Origin of the sequence: Rhodanobacter denitrificans, assembly GCF_003335105.1 — a bacterium.
Classification (GTDB): Bacteria; Pseudomonadota; Gammaproteobacteria; order Xanthomonadales; family Rhodanobacteraceae; genus Rhodanobacter; species Rhodanobacter denitrificans_A.
Genome location: NZ_QFWQ01000001.1, coordinates 169,795 through 183,932, shown reverse-complemented (window position 1 = coordinate 183,932; position 14,138 = coordinate 169,795). Strand labels below are relative to the sequence as shown.

The 14,138-nt window shown below is 68.5% G+C and carries 16 protein-coding genes; 14 read left to right on the top strand and 2 right to left on the bottom strand.

Annotated features, from left to right (window positions below):
* Positions 1–79 precede the first annotated feature (79 nt).
* The 6 genes from DEO45_RS00820 (at position 80) to DEO45_RS00795 (ending at position 6,154) form a co-directional block, all read left to right on the top strand.
* A complete protein-coding gene (locus DEO45_RS00820) occupies positions 80–1,489 on the top strand; it encodes a mercuric reductase (protein ID WP_114340465.1) in 1,410 nt (469 codons plus the stop codon).
* Positions 1,490–1,770: 281 nt separating this feature from the next.
* Complete coding sequence (locus DEO45_RS00815) at positions 1,771–2,283, top strand: redoxin domain-containing protein (protein ID WP_114340423.1); 513 nt, start codon at positions 1,771–1,773, stop codon at positions 2,281–2,283.
* Positions 2,280–2,831 carry a DsbA family protein gene (locus DEO45_RS00810; protein WP_223250727.1) on the top strand — a complete coding sequence of 184 codons (552 nt, stop codon included), beginning with the start codon at positions 2,280–2,282 and terminating at the stop codon, positions 2,829–2,831. Before DEO45_RS00815 ends, DEO45_RS00810 begins: the two co-directional genes overlap by 4 nt.
* 112 nt (positions 2,832–2,943) lie before the next feature.
* Positions 2,944–4,218, top strand: a complete 1,275-nt coding sequence (locus DEO45_RS00805) for a M20 family metallopeptidase (protein WP_114340422.1) — start codon at positions 2,944–2,946, stop codon at positions 4,216–4,218.
* Positions 4,219–4,254: 36 nt separating this feature from the next.
* Complete coding sequence (locus DEO45_RS00800) at positions 4,255–4,917, top strand: trimeric intracellular cation channel family protein (protein ID WP_114340463.1); 663 nt, start codon at positions 4,255–4,257, stop codon at positions 4,915–4,917.
* Position 4,918: 1 nt separating this feature from the next.
* Positions 4,919–6,154 carry a metal-dependent hydrolase family protein gene (locus DEO45_RS00795; protein WP_114340421.1) on the top strand — a complete coding sequence of 412 codons (1,236 nt, stop codon included), beginning with the start codon at positions 4,919–4,921 and terminating at the stop codon, positions 6,152–6,154.
* 46 nt (positions 6,155–6,200) lie between these two features.
* Here DEO45_RS00795 and ygiD read toward each other — a convergent pair whose 3' ends face one another.
* Complete coding sequence (ygiD, locus tag DEO45_RS00790; RefSeq protein ID WP_223250726.1) at positions 6,201–6,998, bottom strand: 4,5-DOPA dioxygenase extradiol; 798 nt, start codon at positions 6,996–6,998, stop codon at positions 6,201–6,203.
* A gap of 195 nt (positions 6,999–7,193) precedes the next feature.
* Between ygiD and DEO45_RS00785 the strand changes: the two genes are divergently transcribed.
* From DEO45_RS00785 to DEO45_RS00760, 6 genes are all read left to right on the top strand, one after another.
* Complete coding sequence (locus DEO45_RS00785) at positions 7,194–7,805, top strand: NAD(P)-dependent oxidoreductase (RefSeq protein WP_114340462.1); 612 nt, start codon at positions 7,194–7,196, stop codon at positions 7,803–7,805.
* 31 nt (positions 7,806–7,836) lie between these two features.
* Positions 7,837–8,382: a Dps family protein gene (locus DEO45_RS00780; protein WP_114340419.1), complete on the top strand. Its 546-nt coding sequence runs from the start codon at positions 7,837–7,839 to the stop codon at positions 8,380–8,382.
* A 78-nt stretch (positions 8,383–8,460) separates the two neighbouring features.
* Complete coding sequence (locus DEO45_RS00775; protein WP_114340418.1) at positions 8,461–10,086, top strand: hypothetical protein; 1,626 nt, start codon at positions 8,461–8,463, stop codon at positions 10,084–10,086.
* A 61-nt stretch (positions 10,087–10,147) separates the two neighbouring features.
* Positions 10,148–10,720, top strand: coding sequence for an NADPH-dependent FMN reductase (locus DEO45_RS00770; protein WP_114340417.1), 573 nt, complete (start codon positions 10,148–10,150; stop codon positions 10,718–10,720).
* Positions 10,721–10,792: 72 nt separating this feature from the next.
* Positions 10,793–11,683, top strand: coding sequence for a mycofactocin-coupled SDR family oxidoreductase (locus DEO45_RS00765; RefSeq protein WP_114340416.1), 891 nt, complete (start codon positions 10,793–10,795; stop codon positions 11,681–11,683).
* Positions 11,684–11,773: 90 nt separating this feature from the next.
* The gene (locus DEO45_RS00760) at positions 11,774–12,751 is read left to right on the top strand and encodes a cation diffusion facilitator family transporter (RefSeq protein WP_114340415.1); all 978 of its coding nucleotides are present in this window, start codon (positions 11,774–11,776) and stop codon (positions 12,749–12,751) included.
* Here DEO45_RS00760 and DEO45_RS00755 read toward each other — a convergent pair.
* Positions 12,746–13,144 (bottom strand): DoxX family protein, encoded by a 399-nt coding sequence (locus DEO45_RS00755; protein WP_223250725.1) that lies wholly within the window; start codon positions 13,142–13,144, stop codon positions 12,746–12,748. The two genes, DEO45_RS00760 and DEO45_RS00755, sit on opposite strands and share 6 nt — an antisense overlap.
* Here DEO45_RS00755 and DEO45_RS00750 point away from each other — a divergent pair.
* Both DEO45_RS00750 and DEO45_RS00745 read left to right on the top strand, forming a co-directional pair.
* Positions 13,137–13,352: a hypothetical protein gene (locus tag DEO45_RS00750; RefSeq protein WP_147269658.1), complete on the top strand. Its 216-nt coding sequence runs from the start codon at positions 13,137–13,139 to the stop codon at positions 13,350–13,352. The two genes, DEO45_RS00755 and DEO45_RS00750, sit on opposite strands and share 8 nt — an antisense overlap.
* 245 nt (positions 13,353–13,597) lie before the next feature.
* The gene (locus DEO45_RS00745) at positions 13,598–14,128 is read left to right on the top strand and encodes a sugar dehydrogenase complex small subunit (protein ID WP_114340413.1); all 531 of its coding nucleotides are present in this window, start codon (positions 13,598–13,600) and stop codon (positions 14,126–14,128) included.
* Positions 14,129–14,138 lie beyond the last annotated feature (10 nt).

The window sequence follows — 14,138 nt, the reverse complement described above, 5'->3', positions numbered from 1 at the left end:
CCGGGCCCTGCCGCTGACGCCCGATGCACGGGCTCAGGCGCAAGTTCCCGGCGTATCCACCCTCATCGGAAGCATCATGATGGCCAAGCCCGAACGCTACGACTTCCTCATCCTCGGCAGCGGTGAATCGGGAAAGTATCTGGGGTGGACCATGGCCAGGGCCGGCCACCGCGTCGCGGTGATCGAGCGCCGCTGGATCGGCGGCTCCTGCCCGAACATCGCCTGCCTGCCGAGCAAGAACGTCATCTACAGCGCGCATGTGGCCTCGCTGGTTCGCCGCGGCAAGGAATTCGGCATCGCTACGGGCCCGGTCGGCATCGACATGGCGGGGGTGCGCGAGCGCAAGCGCACGATGGTCAATGAGCTGATCGCGATTCATCGCAACAACTACGCGAACAGTGGCGCGGAACTGGTCATGGGCGAAGGCCGCTTCATCGCTCCAAGGACGGTCGAGGTGCAACTGCAGGATGGCGGCACCCGCGTGCTGAGCGGCGAACGCGTCTATCTGAATCTGGGCACTCGTGCGGCGGTTCCCGACGTGCCGGGCCTGCGCCAGTCTGCGCCGCTTACGCATGTCGAGGCGCTCGAGCTGGATCGCGTGCCAGAACACCTGATCGTGCTGGGCGGTGGCTATGTCGGCCTCGAGTTCGCACAGCCGATGCGGCGCTTCGGCAGCCGCGTCACGGTGGTGGAACAAGGCCCGCAGCTGGCCGGCCACGAGGATCCCGACGTGGCGCAGCTGCTGATGCAGCGCTTCGCCGATGAAGGCATCGCGGTCGAGCTCAATGCCCGGCCGATCAAGGTCGAGGGTCGCTCCGGCGACAAGGTCCGCTTCCATGTGCACACCGCGACGGGCGACAAGGTCATCGAGGGCAGCGACATCCTGGTGGCGGCTGGACGCACGCCGAACACGCAGGCGATCGGCCTCGACGTCGCGGGTGTGAAGCTCGATGCGCGCGGCTACGTGCAGATCGACGAGCACCTGGAGACCAGCGCGCCCGGGGTGTGGGCGATGGGCGACTGCGCGGGGAGTCCGCAGTTCACCCATGTCGCGTTCGACGATTTCCGGGTGGTCAGGGACAACCTCGCCGGCGGCCAGCGCACGACACGCGACCGGCTGGTGCCGTACTGCATGTTCACCGATCCGGAACTCGGCCGGGTCGGTCTGAACGAAACGGCGGCGCAGCGCGCCGGCATCGCCTACCGGGTCGCCCGCACGCCGATGGCGGCGGTGCTGCGCACCCGCACGCTGTCCGAGACAGGCGGCTTTCTCAAGGCGCTGGTGGCTGTCGACAGCGATCGCCTGCTCGGCCTCACCGCACTGGGAGCATCGGGCGGTGAACTGATCGCGGTGGTGCAGACCGCGATGCTGGCCGGCCTTCCCTACACCGCCTTGCGCGACACCATCTTTACCCACCCCACGATCGCCGAGGGCCTCACGGTGCTGTTTGCAAATCCGCCGGCCATGCCGGCGGCAACCGCGCACTGACGACGCGATCATCCTGCCGGGAGGGACATTGCCCCGCGCACCAACGCGCCGATTTTCACCAATTCAAAACGATGCCAAGGCACATCATTCAACATGTGCTCCCGCATGGGCGATCGTGCGTGGATCTTCTGCAGTGAAACGCCACCGTGCACCGGCCATCCGCAAGGAATCACGATCTTCGCGCCGCGGGAGAGGCCGTCACGACAACGACCGATAACCATGGAAGCATCTCCGCGGACATGAAAATTTCGCAGCACGGAACCACCAGACAAGAGACTGCCATGACCATTCTCGCCGCCGGCACCGCCGCACCGGAGTTCACCCTGCATTCCACCCCCGACCAGACCGTGGCGCTGAAGGAGTTCCGCGGCCGCAACGTCATCCTGGCGTTCTATCCCGCCGACTGGAGCCCGGTGTGCAGCGACCAGCTGGCGCTGTACAACGAGCTGCTGGACGAGTTCGCCCGCCTCAACGCGCAGCTGCTGGCGATCTCGGTCGACGGCGTGTGGAGCCATGCCGCGCTGGCGCGCGAGCGCAAGTATCACTTCCCGCTGCTGTCCGACTTCGAGCCAAAGGGCGAGGTGGCGCGCGCGTATGGCGTCTATGACGCGAAGGGCGGCATCGCCGGTCGCGCCCTGTTCGTGCTCGACGGCGACGGCGTGATCCGCTGGAGCTACCTGTCGCCGATGGGCGTGAACCCCGGCGCCGCCGGCATCATCAAGGCCCTGGAAGCGCTGCCGTCGAACAACGTCCAGAAGGCGTTGCCCGCCGATGCCGCGCAGGAGGCTGCATGATGCTGCACGAGGATTCGATCCTGGCCGTGCCGGTCGCCGCGCACGACCATATCCAGGGCAATACGCACGCCGTGGTGACCCTGGTGGAGTACGGCGATTTCCAGTGCCCGGCCTGCGGCATGGCCTACCCGCTGGTGAAGCAGCTGCAGCACCGTTACGCCGGCAACCTGCGCTTCGTGTTCCGCCACTTCCCGCTGAGCCAGGCCCACCCCTACGCCCAGATGGCTGCCGAACTGGCCGAGGCCGCGGCGGTCGAGGGCCAGTTCTGGGCCATGCACGACTGGCTCTACGAGAACCAGCCGGACTGGGCTCCCTACGGCGGCGCCGGGCTGGAAGCCGGCGTGCGCGCGCTGGGCCTGGACGCGCAGGCGCTCGCCGCCACCCTGCGCAGCCCCGACATCGATGCGCACATCCGCCGCGACTTCATGGGCGGCGTGCGCAGCGGCGTCAACGGCACGCCCAGCTTCTACGTCAACGGCTACCTGTACCAGGGCGACTTCGACACGCTGGTGCACAGCATCGGCCGGGTGATCGCCCGGCAGCCGTGACGTCACGCCGACGCCGGCCACCACGGCCAGCATCGATCGAGGTCATGCACGGAATGTCCGCTGCCATGAAGCAGCCTCCATCACACGTTCGAAATCCGGGATACCCACGACCATGAACGAGAAACCGACACCTTCCGCCAAGCCATTGCCGGGCAATCTTCGTGACCTGCTGCCGCAGTTGGAGAAGTTGTACACCGACATCCACGCACACCCCGAACTGTCGATGCAGGAAACCCGCACCGCGGGCCTCGCCGCCGACCACCTGCGCGCCGCCGGCTACGAAGTGACCACCGGGGTCGGCAAGACCGGGGTCGTCGGCCTGCTGCGCAACGGCGACGGACCCACCGTGATGCTGCGCGCCGACATGGATGCGCTGCCGGTCGAGGAAGCCACCGGCGTGGCTTACGCGAGCAAGGTCACGGCGGTCGACCACGAGGGCAAGACCGTGCCGGTGATGCACGCCTGCGGCCACGACATGCACGTCACCTGGCTGGTGGGCGCGACGACGTTGATGGCTCAGACGCGGGACAGCTGGCGCGGCACGCTGATGGCGGTGTTCCAGCCGGCGGAGGAAACGGCCCAAGGCGCCCAGGCGATGATCGACGACGGGCTGTTCAAGCGTTTTCCCAAACCCGACGCGGTGCTCGGCCAGCACGTGATGGTGGGCCCGGCCGGTGCGATCGGCGGGCGCAAGGGGGTGATCACCTCGGCCGCCGACAGCCTGCAGATCCGCCTGTTCGGGCGCGGCGCGCACGGCTCGATGCCGCAGGCCAGCATCGACCCGGTGGTGATGGCGGCGGCGACGGTGCTGCGGCTGCAGACCATCGTCGCGCGCGAGCTGGCGCCCACCGAGGCGGCGGTGGTCACGATCGGCTCGCTGCAGGCCGGCACCAAGGAAAACGTGATTCCCGACGAGGCCGTCATCAAGCTCAACGTGCGCACCTTCGATGAGGGCGTGCGCAAGCGCGTACTCGCCGCGATCACCCGCATCGTCAACGCCGAGGCGGCGGCCTCGGGTGCGCCGAAGCCGCCGGAGATCACGCCGCTGGACAACTATTCGCTGGTGACCAACGACGAGGCGGCAACCACGACCGTGGTCGAGGCGTTCCGCCAGCACTTCCCGGCCGAGCGCATCCGGCAGGCCGGACCAACCTCGGCCAGCGAGGACTTCGGCTCGTTCGGCGCCGAATGGGGCGTGCCGTCGGTGTTCTGGTTCGTCGGCGGCACCGACCCGGATACCTACGCGAAAGCCAAGGCCGAAAACCGCCTCAACGAGATCCCGACCAACCACAACCCGCGCTTCCTGCCGGTACTCCATCCGACCCTGGAGACCGGCGTGGAGACGCTGATGGTGGCCGCGCGGGCATGGCTGTCGGCAGCGCGCTGAACCATGGAACACCCGAGCGTAGCCACCCAGGTCATGCTGCCTGTCCTGCTGATCGTGCTGGATCTCGGCGGCACCTTCGTGTTCGCCATCAGCGGCGCGATGGTTGCAGTCCGACATCGGCTCGATGTCTTCGGCGTGCTGGTGCTGGCGTTCGCGGCGGGGAATGCGGGCGGCATCACGCGCGACCTGCTGATCGGCGCGGTGCCGCCGGCGGCGATCGCCGACTGGAAGTATTCCGGCGTGTCCGCCCTGGCCGGGCTGGCCACCTTCTTCTGGTACCCGGTGACGAAGAAGGTGGCCAACGACGTGCTGTGGTTCGACGCCGTGGGGCTGGCGTTCTTCGCGGTCGCCGGCGCGCAGAAGGCGCTGGCCCACGGAATCGACCCGACGATGGCGGCCCTGCTCGGCATGCTCACCGGCATCGGCGGCGGCATGCTGCGCGATGTGCTGGTATCCGGCATCCCCACCGTGCTGCGCGCCGACCTGTATGCGCTGGCGGCGCTCGCCGGCGCCGCCGTGGTGGTGAGCGCCCACCTGCTGCACCTGCACCCGATGGTCGCCGCGGCGGCCGGCGGCGGAGTGTGCTTCGCGCTGCGCTTCATGGCGATCCGGCACGGCTGGCGCCTGCCCACGGCGCGGCCGGCACCCACGGTGGCACCGGACGCACCGCACCACCCACACCACGACGAAGGGAACTGAAATGGGAACCTGCGTATTGCTGTGCGGCCGGATGTTCGATGGCCTGGCCGACCGCCTGACCGGCCCGGTCGAGATCCTCGTGGAAGACGACCGCATTGCCGAGATCGGCCCCACGGTGCGGCGGCCGCCCGATGCGCAGACGATCGACCTGTCCGAGCGCACCGTGAGTCCCGGCTTCATCGACAGCCACGTCCACCTGACCATGGATGCCGCCGACCTGGCGCAGCAGACGCTGACGTCGTCCGCGACCAAGGCGCTGAAGGGACTGAACATCGCCCGCGAGTACATGCGCTACGGCTTCACCACCCTGCGCGACATGGGCTGCGTCGATCCGGACTTCCCCACCGTGGACCTGCGCAATGCGCTCGCCGCCGGCCTCGTCGAGGGGCCGCGGCTGATCGTCGCCGCGCACATCATCAGCTCGTCCGGCGGCCATGGCGACCTGCGCGGGTTCTACGGGCCGCGTTGGGACATCCCGGTTTCCGCCATCGCCGACGATGCGGGCGCGATCAAGGCGCTGGTGCGCCGCGAGCACACCTTCGGCAGCGACTGGATCAAGACCACCAACACCGGCGGCTACTTCAGCCCCGGCGACGACCCGGCCCGGGTGACATGGTTCGACGACGAGATGAACCTGCTGGCCGCCACCGCGCGGCAACTGGGCATGCCGGTGGCGGTGCACACCGGCGCCGCCGACGGCTGCAGGCAGGCCATCCGCGCCGGCGCGCGCAGCCTGGAGCACGCCTACCTGATCGATGCCGAGGCGCTGGCGCTGGCGAAGGAAGCCGGCACCTACCTGGTGCCAACGATGCAGATGACCCAGGAAGATCTGCACGCCCTGCACGAGCACACCCTGCCATGCCAGGGGATCTGGAAGTTCAGCCGCGACAGCGGCTCGATCGTCGACTCGCAGCGGCTGATCGCACAGAGCGAGGTGAAAATCGCCTACGGCACCGATTGCGGCATGTTCCCCTTCAGCCACGGCATCCTCGAATTCCAGGCGATGGTCGCGGCGGGCCTCACGCCCGCGCGCGCGCTCAGGGCCGCCACCAGCGTCGCGGCGGAACTGCTCGGCCAGGACGACATCGGCGTGCTCGCGGTCGGCAAGCACGCCGACATCGTGGCCATGCCCGGCGATCCGCTGGCCGACATCGGCGCCACCGCCCGGGTGGATTTCGTGATGAAGAGCGGCCGCGTCTATCGCCAGCCGGAGCCGGCAGCTGCGGCGAGCCGCTGAAGGCCGGAACGCAACGTGCCGGGAACGGCGCGGGCGCCGTCGGCGCTCAGCCGAACTGCACGCTCAGCATCGAGATCGAGCCGCCGTCCATGCCCTCGACCGGGAACGTCACAGCGTCACCCTCGTGGCTGGCGCCGAGCACGTACAGCAGCGGCAGGTAATGATCCGGCGTGGGGATCGACAGCTCCGCATCGCGGCCCAGCGCTTCATAGTCCGTCAGCGCCTGGTGATCGCCGCGCAGCATCAGCTCGCGCGCCTTCGCCTCGAAGCGCAGCGCCCAGTCGAACGGTTCGACCGGATGGCGGCCCCAGGCATAGCTGTGCAGGTTGTGCACCACGTCGCCGCTGCCGATCAGCAGGATGCCCTCGTCGCGCAACGGCCGCAGCATCCGGCCCAGCCCGTAGTGGAACGCCGGCGGCTGCGACTCGTCGATGGACAGTTGCACCACCGGCACGTCGGCGGCGGGAAACACGTGGCGCAGCACCGACCAGGTGCCGTGGTCCAGCCCCCATGACGGGTCCGCGCGTACCGGCAGCGGGTTCAGCAGTTCGCGCACGCGGCGCACCAGCTCGAGATCGCCGGGCGCGGGGTAGTGCACCTCGAACAGCTCGCGCGGAAAGCCGCCGAAATCGTGGATCGTGCGCGGCGCCGCCGTCGCGGTCACCGCGGTGTCGGGCAGGTACCAGTGCGCCGACACCGACAACACCGCGCGCGGCCGCTGCAGGCGCTGGCCGATCGCCGCCCAGCCATGCGTCCAGGCGTTGTCGTGCAGCGCGTTCATCGGATTGCCATGCCCGAAGAAGATCGTCGGCATCCGGGTCGCCGGGGTATGTAGCTCTGGCATTGGGATAACTCCATCCATGACGGTTCATGTCCACGTATTGCTGACATCCACCGCGTTAGTCTGACGTGATCGGCGACGCGGCACCACGGGTCGTGAATGGAAGGCCATTCGCACCGCGGCTGCCGCACCGCTTCCGGCCATCCCGCCGGTACGGACGAAACCGGCAATCAACCCGATGCAGCACCGGGAGGCAACATGAACATCGCCTTGATCGGGGTCAGCGGCCGCGTCGGTTCGCGCCTGCTGGCGGAACTGCTGCGACGCGGCCACCAGGTTACCGGGATCGCCCGCGACACCGGCAAGCTGGCCAGCCAGCCCCACCTGGTGCTGAAGAACGGCGATGCCAACCAGCCGGCGCAACTGGCGCCGCTGCTGGCCGGCCACGATGCGGTGCTCAGCGCGCTGAAATTCGCCACTACCGATGCCGCCTCGCTGATCGCCGCGGTGAAGCACGCGGGGGTCGGCCGATTGCTGGTGGTCGGCGGCGCCGGCAGCCTGGAAGTGGCGCCGGGCCATGCCCTGCTCGACACGCCGGACTTTCCCGCGGCGTACCGGCCGGAGGCGGAAGCCGGCCGCCGCTTCCTCGACACCCTGCGCAGCGAGCGCGAGCTCGACTGGACCTTTTTGTCGCCCTCCGCCGAGTTCGTCCCCGGTGAGCGCACCGACAAATTCCGGCTGGGCGGCGACCAGCTGCTCACCGCCGCCAGCGGCAAGAGCTGGATCTCGATGGAGGACTACGCGATCGCCTTCGTCGACGAGCTGGAAACGCCGAAACATCCGCGGCAACGTTTCACGGTGGGCTACTGACCTCCACCCTTCCGACCAGAGGACCCGTCCCATGAAGAAATCCGGCTCCAGCAAGGCCTCCGCACAGCGCATGCAACATGCCCCGCTGGCTACCCCCACCGACCTCGACGCCCGCGCCACCCGCGACGTGAGCGGCGCGATGAACGCGATCCTCGCCGACGTGTTCGCGCTGTACCTGAAGACCAAGAACTTCCACTGGCACATGAGCGGGCCGAACTTCCGCGACTATCACCTGCTGCTCGACGAGCATGGCGACCAGCTCTTCGCGATGACCGACCCGATCGCCGAACGCATCCGCAAGATCGGCGGCAGCACGCTGCGTTCGATCGGCCACATCGCGCGGCTGCAGCGCGTCGACGACAACGACGCCGAGTACGTCGAGCCGACCGACATGCTGGCCGAGCTGCGCGAGGACAACAAGGCGCTGGCCGCTCGCCTGCGCGAGGCCCACGAGGTCTGCGACGAGCGCCACGACATCGCCACCGCCAGCCTGATCGAAGAATGGATCGACGAGACCGAACGACGCACCTGGTTCCTGTTCGAGACCATGCGTCGCGGTGATTCCAGCGGGCATTGAACCCCCGGGCGCGAGACAGCGCTGTGCCGCGACGCGCCATCGCGGCCGGGAGGATGGTCCACTCACGAGGTTCGACAGATGGAAACGACCAGATGGATCGGACTCGCCGCCGGCGCATGCTTCGCGGCGCTGGCGGCGACGGCGGGCAGCGTCAGCCCGTCCGCGACGCCCGGCACGGTCCGGCTTGCTCCGGCCACGCTGCCGCCGATCGCGCAGGTCGACGCGCGCTACCAGTCGTACAACGTCGAGATGGCCGAGGTGGTCGGCGGCAACTTCTGGAAGCCGTACACCGCAGAGAGCATCGCGGCGATGAAGGCCAGGGCTGGCGCAGGCGCGGCGGCGGCCGGGGTGGCCGGGCAGGACCCGACGATGTTCCAGGCCCGCCCGGCGATCGACCTGTCCAACCCGCGCCTGCGCAAGCTCGCCGCGGCGCTCGGGCCGGCGTACATGCGCACCAGCGGCACCTGGGCCAACACGGTGTACTTCCACGATGCCGACGGTCCCGCACCGGCCAGGGTGCCGGAAGGTTTCCAGGGCGTGCTGGACCGCGCGCAGTGGAAGGGCGTGATCGACTTCGCGCACGCCGTGGACGCCAAGCTGGTCACCTCCTTCGCGATCAGCGCCGGCGTGCGTGACCAGAACGGCATCTGGACGTCCGAACAAGCACGGCAGTTCGTCGCCTTCACCAAGGCTGCCGGCGGCCATATCGCCGCGGCGGAGTTCTTCAACGAGCCGGACATGCCAGTCTATGGTGGTGCGCCGAAGGGCTACACCGCACAGGACTACGCACGCGACTTCGCGGTGTTCCGCGCGTTCGCGGCAAAGGCCGCGCCCGACATGAAGATCGTCGGCCCCGGCTCGGTCGGCGAAGGCGTGCTGATGCCCGCCATGGGCGGTGGCGGGCTGGCGACCGGCCTGGTCAGGACCGCGGCCATGCTCGCCGCCACGCCGGCGCCGAAGGTCGACATCTTCTCGTACCACTTCTACGGCGCAGCCTCGATCCGCTGCGCGTCGATGGGCGCCGGCGCGCAGACCACCGCCGCGGATGCATTGTCCGAAGCATGGCTGGCGCGCACGGACACCAGCTACGACTTCTACGTAAAGGGCTTGCGCGACCGCTACGCACCGGGCAAGCCGGTGTGGGTCACCGAGACCGCCGACGCGGCCTGCGGCGGCAACCCGTGGGCCGCGACGTTCCTGGACAGCTTCCGCTACCTCGACCAGCTCGGCCGGTTGGCCCGGCGCGGCGTCGGCGTGGTGTTCCACAACACGCTGGCGTCCAGCGAATACGGCCTGCTCGACGAAAGCACCTTCGCGCCCCGGCCCAATTACTGGGCGGCCCTGCTGTGGCATCGGCTGATGGGCACCACCGTGCTCGACGCGGGCCCGTCGCGCCCCGGCCTGCACCTGTACGCGCAATGCCTGCCCGGACACGCCGGCGGCGTGACCGTGCTGGCGATCAACAACAGCCGCACCCGGCCCGCATCCATCGAGCTGCCGCTGGGGGCCCGGCGTTACACCCTGGGTGCAGCGAAACTCGAAGACCACCAGGTGCAGTTGAATGGCCGCGCGCTGGCACTGGCTGCCGGCGACGCGTTGCCGCCGCTGCAGGGCACACAGCAAACGGCGGGTCGCGCCGCACTGGCACCGGCCACCATCACCTTCTTCGCCATGGCGGGCGCGGCAAACCCAGCCTGCCATTGAGAGATCACCCGCCGCGACGGCTCCAGCGGCACCACACCACGCCACCCACGAGGAAGTTCCCATGACTACGTTCAAGGTCGGCTACATCGTCGGCAGCCTCGCCAAGGGCTCGATCAACCGCCAGCTGGCCCAGGCGCTCGTCAAGCTGGCACCACCGCAACTGGAGCTGATGGAGATCCCGATCAGGGATCTGCCGCTGTACAGCTATGACTACGACGCCGACTACCCGGCGGTGGCGCGCGCGTTCAAGCAGGCGATCGCCAAGGTCGACGGGGTGCTGTTCGTCACCCCGGAGTACAACCGCTCGATCCCCGGCGCGCTGAAGAACGCGATCGACTGGGCCAGCCGCCCGTGGGGCAAGAACTCCTTCGCGCGCAAGCCGTCGGGCATCATCGGCACCTCGCCCGGAGCGATCGGCACCGCGGTCGCCCAGGCTCAGTTGCGCGGCATGCTTTGCTTCTGCAACTCGCCGCTGATGAACACGCTGGAGGCCTACATCCAGTTCACGCCGGGACTGATCGCCGAGGATGGCGCGATCACCAACGAATCCACCGCCGAGTTCCTGGGCGGCTACATGAAGGAACTGCACCTGCATATCGAACGCGTGTTGACCGTGCACCCGCGCGGGGACTGACGGGGCGACGGCAGCGCGCGCCAAGGCGCGACTGCCTTCGCGGGCCGGCTCCGTTGGCATGCAGGAGTGTCCATGGTGACGAACGACGCAGCGACATGGAATGCAGGCGGGTGCCTGCACGGCAAGGTGGCCGTGGTGACCGGTGCCGCGCGCGGCATCGGCCGGGCCGCGGCGGTCGCCTTGGCCCGGGCGGGTGCGGATGTCGCCTGCATCGACGTCTGCGCCCCCGTCGACCCGCGCTCCGGTGTCGAGCCGGCGAGCCCGGGCGACTTGGAAGAGACGCGGCGCCTGGTCGAGGCCAGCGGCCGGCGCTGCCGTTGCGCGGTGCTCGACCAGCGCGACTTGCCGGCGCTGCGCGCGGCTGCGGAGCAGACGCAGCGCGAGTTCGGCGGCATCGACATCCTGTTCGCCAACGCCGGAATACAAAGCTTCCATCCGTTGCTGGAGATGGAGGACCAGGACTGGCACATCATGATCGACGTCAACCTGACCGGCACGGCCAACGCCATCCGGGCATTCGCGCCGCATATCGTGAGCCAGGGCGGTGGACGCATCATCCTCACCGCCTCGACCCAGGGACGACATGGCACGAAATACGGCGCCGCCTACTCGGCCTCAAAGTGGGGAATCATTGGCTTGATGAAGTCCGCCGCCCTCGAACTCGGCCCGCGCCACATCACCGTGAACGCCGTCGTTCCCGGCTTGATTGACACGCCCCTGACGCGCCACCGGGAGCGTTACGCCCAAGTGCTTGAGGACGGCGGCCGGGTGCCGACGGGGACATCCGCGGACGAACAGGAAGCCCGCAGGATCCTCGTGGCCAAGACGCCACTCGGCGTACCCTGGGTCGAACCCGAAGATGTCGCACCGATCGTGGTTTTCCTCGCGTCCGATGCTGCGCGCATGGTTTCCGGCTCCACCTTCGACGTCACGGCCGGCGACAGTGCCCGCAACACGGCGTGACCGCTGGCCGGATGCGGTCCGGCGAAGGCCGCAAGCATCACCGCCAGTGGCGGCGGCGGGGGTTCCGGGTCCCGAACGGTCACGGAGAACATGACATCCACATCATCCACCCGCGTGACCGTCTACGCCGCCCTGCTGGGCAATGTCCTGGTCGCGCTCACCAAGACCGCCGCCGCGATCGGCACCGGCAGTTCGGCGATGCTGAGCGAGGCCGTCCATTCGTTCGTCGATACCGGCAACGAGCTCCTGCTGCTGCACGGCATGCGCCGCTCGATGCAGCAGGCGGACCCGGAGCACCCGCTGGGCTACGGCCGCGAGCTGTATTTCTGGAGCTTCATCGTCGCCCTGATGGTGTTCGCCCTGGGCGCCGGCGTGTCGATCTACCAGGGCGTTGTTCACGTCCGCCAGCCGCAGCCGATCAGCCACCCGCTGGCGAGCTACGTAGTGTTCGGCCTGTGCTTCGTGTTCGAGGGCGCCTCCTGGCTGGTTTCGCTGCGCCAGTTCCGGGCCGCCAAGGGTCCGCTGGGCTACTACGAGGCCTTCCGCCGCAGCAAGAATCCGCCGTCCTTCATGGTGTTGTTCGAGGACAGCGCCGCACTGGTCGGCATCGCGATCGGCGTGGCCGGCACCTATGCCGCCACCACGCTGGCGGTGCCGGCCGCCGACGGTATCGCCTCGATCCTGATCGGCCTGGTGCTCGCCTTCGTCGCCGCCCTGCTCGCCCGCGAGAGCAAGAGCCTGCTGATCGGCGAACGCGGCGATCGCCGACTCCATGCGGCGATCCTGCGCATCGCGCAGGAACAGGGCCCGATAGCATGCGTCAACGGATTGCTTACCGTGCAGCTGGCACCGAACCAGATCGTCGCCGCGCTCAGCCTGCAGTTCGCCGACGACATCCGCGCCAGCGAGATCGAGGATCTGGTGCTCGCCCTCGAACGGAAGATCCGTCAGGCCCATCCGGAGGTCATCGACCTGTTCGTGAAACCGCAGACCGATGACGCCTACCGGGAAAGCATGCGCCGACGTTTCGGCGAGGCGCGGCCGGCAGTGGCCGGCCGCACGTCATGATGAATGCGACGGTCGATCCATCGCGATGTCGACGCTTGCCGAGCCGCCGCCGTTCCTGACGAACCACAGCAGGCCACCGGCGATCGAAACGTTCTTCATGAAATTGATCGCCTGGTTCGGATCGGCGAAATGCGTGTGCGCGATCAGCGCCGAGCCTACGGTGAACAGCGCGATGACAGCAGCCACCCAACGCGTCTTGAACCCGAACAGCAGGGCGAGCCCGCCGCCCAGCTCGATGAGGATGACCAGCGGGGTCACCACGCCGACCAGGGGAATGCCCATCTGGGCGAAGTAACCTTCGGTGCCGCTGAAGCCCGTCAATTTCTGCCAGCCCGAGATGATGAAGAGCTGCGCCATCAACAGGCGTGCCGCTACGCTGATCAACTTGTCCACGATGTTCTCCCCTTTCACGAAGTTGAGCTTGCCGACCCGCCGGGTGCGCGCGGGAGAAGCCGCCGCCGACGCCCCGATGGAACGCGTCCTTCAACCAACTGCCTCCGCCCGCGGCACCGCCTTGCATGCCGTGCGGTCGGCGATGCTCGCCCGGTTCAAGGCGATCGATGGAAGGATCGACATGACCAAGGGTCATCGCGCTGCATGAAGTTGATCCGTCGCCCGTCACACATGCGTGAACGCCGCAAGGCGGAGACGCCGCAAGATTTTTCGGGCGGCATGGCCGGAGCGATGCCGGGGGAAGCCACCGCGATGCCTTTCCTTCCGCGGGGCGCCAACTACCCACCGCGGCTTTCGCCGACCCGGATTTTCACGTCGCCTTGAACCGGCAACAGAGTAGCGTTGCCTTGCCCGGCAGACCGCTGGGTAGGGGCATCAAGCTGGGGGAACATCATGGCGACGAACCTGCCCGGAAGCATCGGCACTCGGTGCGACAGCCCCGTCGATCCTTCGCGGCGGCGCCTGCTGGCCGGCCTGCTCACCGCGTACACCGCTTCGCTGATCCCCTGGGCACTGGCGCAACCCGCGCCGCATGCCGACCGCGGCGCGTTCACCGCGCTCTCCGCGATCTTGGTCGGCCGGCAGGCACTGGATGCCGCGCAGGCAACGCGCCTGTACGACGCCCTCGCCGCGGCCCATCCGAATTTTCCGGCCGACGTACAGGCGCTGCTGGCCCTGATCAACGAACGCCACATCGACCCGCTGCAATTGCAGGGCGTGCTGGACGGCGAGCATTCGCCGCTGGCGCCGCTGCCGCGCCAGATCGTCAGCGCCTGGTGCCTGGGCGTGATCGGCAGCGGCGAAGGCGCGCGCTGCGTCGCCTACGAGACCGCGCTCAACGCGGTGATCGTGGCCGACGTGCTCAAGCCGCCGACCTATGCCTACGGCAGCTACGGCAGCTGGGCCGCCAAACCCAACACCTGAGGAGTGAAGT

Bases quoted from the DNA above. Each gene is read 5' to 3' on its own strand.
- DEO45_RS00780 (WP_114340419.1), top strand. From the start codon at position 7,837: ATGAAGAAATCCGGCTCCAGCAAGGCCTCCGCACAGCGCATGCAACAT.
- DEO45_RS00795 (WP_114340421.1), top strand. From the start codon at position 4,919: ATGGGAACCTGCGTATTGCTGTGCGGCCGGATGTTCGATGGCCTGGCC.
- DEO45_RS00760 (WP_114340415.1), top strand. From the start codon at position 11,774: ATGACATCCACATCATCCACCCGCGTGACCGTCTACGCCGCCCTGCTG.
- DEO45_RS00785 (WP_114340462.1), top strand. From the start codon at position 7,194: ATGAACATCGCCTTGATCGGGGTCAGCGGCCGCGTCGGTTCGCGCCTG.
- DEO45_RS00820 (WP_114340465.1), top strand. From the start codon at position 80: ATGGCCAAGCCCGAACGCTACGACTTCCTCATCCTCGGCAGCGGTGAA.
- DEO45_RS00745 (WP_114340413.1), top strand. From the start codon at position 13,598: ATGGCGACGAACCTGCCCGGAAGCATCGGCACTCGGTGCGACAGCCCC.
- DEO45_RS00815 (WP_114340423.1), top strand. From the start codon at position 1,771: ATGACCATTCTCGCCGCCGGCACCGCCGCACCGGAGTTCACCCTGCAT.
- DEO45_RS00775 (WP_114340418.1), top strand. From the start codon at position 8,461: ATGGAAACGACCAGATGGATCGGACTCGCCGCCGGCGCATGCTTCGCG.
- ygiD (WP_223250726.1), bottom strand. From the start codon at position 6,998: ATGCCAGAGCTACATACCCCGGCGACCCGGATGCCGACGATCTTCTTC.
- DEO45_RS00770 (WP_114340417.1), top strand. From the start codon at position 10,148: ATGACTACGTTCAAGGTCGGCTACATCGTCGGCAGCCTCGCCAAGGGC.
- DEO45_RS00765 (WP_114340416.1), top strand. From the start codon at position 10,793: ATGGTGACGAACGACGCAGCGACATGGAATGCAGGCGGGTGCCTGCAC.
- DEO45_RS00810 (WP_223250727.1), top strand. From the start codon at position 2,280: ATGATGCTGCACGAGGATTCGATCCTGGCCGTGCCGGTCGCCGCGCAC.
- DEO45_RS00805 (WP_114340422.1), top strand. From the start codon at position 2,944: ATGAACGAGAAACCGACACCTTCCGCCAAGCCATTGCCGGGCAATCTT.